At 61.9% G+C, this 2,787-nt stretch carries 1 protein-coding gene and 2 pseudogenes; 1 reads left to right on the forward strand and 2 read right to left on the reverse strand.

Features of this window, described 5'->3' with window-relative positions; all coding sequences use genetic code 11:
- Positions 1 to 256 precede the first annotated feature (256 nt).
- Positions 257 to 718, reverse strand: a pseudogene (locus ON04_RS15655) (MgtC/SapB family protein); the annotation flags it as partial.
- A gap of 791 nt (positions 719 to 1,509) precedes the next feature.
- Between ON04_RS15655 and ON04_RS15660 the strand changes: the two are divergent.
- Positions 1,510 to 1,911 carry a DUF1622 domain-containing protein gene (locus tag ON04_RS15660; RefSeq protein ID WP_033444397.1) on the forward strand — a complete coding sequence of 134 codons (402 nt, stop codon included), beginning with the start codon at positions 1,510 to 1,512 and terminating at the stop codon, positions 1,909 to 1,911.
- A gap of 350 nt (positions 1,912 to 2,261) precedes the next feature.
- Here the strand turns inward: ON04_RS15660 and ON04_RS17360 are convergent.
- Positions 2,262 to 2,787 (reverse strand): annotated as a pseudogene (locus ON04_RS17360) (IS1634 family transposase); the annotation flags it as partial.

The following is a 2,787-nucleotide window of genomic DNA, read 5'->3' on the forward strand; positions in this document are numbered from 1 at the left end:
CCGAACCGAAGACCCGAACCTCTCGGCCCGAACCCCCACTCCCTGGCGGCTCCGATAAAGTTACACCCGCCCCCACCAAAAGCCAAATCCCCAGGTCAGGCGGACAAAGTGGGGTGCGGGATACCTGGGCTATCCGACCTCGCGGGGTGAGCTCCACCGTCGATTTCGACGAAGTCGACGGTTCTACCCATGTCACTCGCCGGGTCGCAGGCAGGCACCTCGCCTACGGGTTCGACTGATTCGGATTGATTTTCTCGGACAGGGCGTCGTAGACCAACGCGGAGACCACAGGCAGCACGGTGGCCGCTAGAGCGAGCAGCCACAGTCCTGCCCCTGCCGCGATCCCTATCGCCGCAGTGCCCCACATCGTCGCAGCGGTGGTGAGGCCGCTGACCGTGCCATGTCTGGTGAGGATGAGACCCGCTCCCAGGAACCCCACACCTGTCACGATCTGGGCGGCCAGGCGAGATGGATCTGCTTCGGTTAGCCCCGTGACGACGACGTCCGTGAACCCGTACTTGCTCAACAGCGTCAACAGCGCGGCGCTGGTGCCCACGCTTGAATAGATACGCAGACCCGCGCTCTTGTCCCGCCACTCCCGTTCGAGGCCGATCACGGAACTGAGCACGAATGCCAATAGCAGAGCTCCGATCTGTTGCCAGCCCTGACCGTAGAACATCTCCGCCTGGGCCACCGGCACCAACGCGAAGAGCTCCATTCCCCCGCCTAACCAAAAAGGTGTGCCACCTAACACGCCCACGCAGATCGGCGCTTTCCGCGTATCACTTCCCTGCCGGTTGTCACGAGCTGCTATCCGAATGGGAGCGGCTGATGTTCAAATCGGGCGTCCACACTGATGACGGTCTGGTGAGGGGCATCCTGGTAAGCGAGTCAAATTACGTAAGAGACCGTGATGCCTTACGTTGAGCGGTTGGGCCATCGGGTGTCATCCGAGCGTGCTGCAAAAGTTCACGTCGAGGGCCCACGACAACCCGTAGACGCTTTCCGGCCACGGATAGGGGTCGATGGGGACGGTAGTACCCCAGGCAGACTGGTCCGTGATCGCGACGACCACGGCCGAGCACGCAAATCCCATCCGTGCGTAGAAACCGTTTGCACGCCCGCCGCGAGCGCACTCTCCGCCAGGGACTTACCGAACTTGCTGTTGGCCTCACTCTCATTCAACCCGGACATATAACGGGTGCGGTGACGCTGCTCGATATGACTGCCGCGGGTTTCGAGCTCGCCGACGATTCGGCACCGAGCTAGATCAACGGGATCGTACTGGTCCCGCCGCAACCTTTCACCGGAGAATGTGATGCCGTGGCTCTTCGGCACAGCAGCGCGAGACTGCTGCGCCGGCGGTGGACGACCAAGTCGAACTCCGACCGTGGATGCACCGGCGAGCCCGCCATACTCAAGCCCTGCCGTGTCTACGTCCCCCTCTCGCACCTTCGGATTTCGCGCATCGGTCGTCGATGGCAGTCCATCGCGGGTAACACTGGGCGCATGGAGAACATCTTGTCCGAAGACTGGCTCAAGAGCGCTGTCATGCTTCTGGTGCGGCTGGTCGAATCCGCTGGGGCGCTGATCATCTTCGTAGGCACGGTGATCGCGTTCGCGCGTTTTATCCATGCCGCGTTAGTGCACCGGCATGACCCGCACCATTTCGTCTCGGTGCGCCTCGGCTTGGGGCGGTATCTAGCTCTCGGATTGGAGTTTCAGCTGGCCAGCGACGTGTTGAAAACCGCCGTCTCGCCCACCTTGACGGAGATTGGGCAGCTGGCGGCAATCGCGGCCATCCGCACGGCCCTCAATTTCTTTTTGGCGAAAGAAATCAAGCAGGAGCAGGCGCTACTCGAACAACGTGAAGGGCAAACCCCTTCGCGCGACGGGGTGACTCCGCCGTGAACGAGGCGATCAACGCTGCGACGCTACTCGTCACCGCTGCCGGTGTGATTTCAGCTGCCTCGGTTCTCCTCGCTACTTCGCGAATCACCATGGCACTCCCAGTGCTGTTAGACATGTTGTTGGCAGCGAGCATCCTCCGACTGGTCATTCACCAGACCCCAAACCAGATACTGAGTACCGCGTTGTTGGTCCTCATCAAACAGGTGGCCTCGTCGGGTGTTCGGCGGGCATCGGCAGCACGAGCGTTGAGCACTCGAGCGAGAACCTGATTTGGAGCGGCCTCGAGATCGAAGACGTCGTGAGCCTCCTCAGTTCTCGATGGCGAGCGAGAGTCGACGCCTGGACTGTCGTCACCCCGAGCTCACACCTGACTTCCAGTATTGCCCCACGTTGATTGAGTGGATGAGGTCTCGGGCAGCGTCGTCGATAGCCGGTTCGGCGACGAGTTCTTGGTCGCTGACGGTGACCACGATGGTGCGCAAGGGCTGAAGTGTCTGGATGATCTTCTTAAGCGAGACCCCGGTCTGGTCCTACAGGTGGCGGGCTACGCAAGGGCAGTGAACACGATGGTCAGCTGAGCTTCGATCGAGTCTCGGGGGCGGTGGAAGGTAGGCCGCGCCTTCAGGTCGGACTTGGCCATGCGAAAGGACTGCTCGACCCTCCACAGGTCGTGATAGGTGGCCACGACGGCGTGCGTGCCCGTCCATAACGGCCGGGGCGATGTTAGCGACGTTGCCCTTGTAGCCGGCCGCCTGGCGAGCCCGCTCGATGAGCTCCTCATCAAACGCGACGGTTTGGCCGGCGACCTTGGCGAACCTCTGCTTCTTGAGCTGTTCTGACCGGTCTGCAACTCGTCGGGCGCCATCGATCTGCGCG

It is taken from the genome of Dietzia alimentaria 72 (genome assembly GCF_000226215.1).
In the GTDB taxonomy this organism is placed as follows: domain Bacteria; phylum Actinomycetota; class Actinomycetes; order Mycobacteriales; family Mycobacteriaceae; genus Dietzia; species Dietzia alimentaria.

Coding starts and splice junctions, on each gene's coding strand:
- ON04_RS15660 (WP_033444397.1), top strand. CDS start 1,510: ATGGAGAACATCTTGTCCGAAGACTGGCTCAAGAGCGCTGTCATGCTT.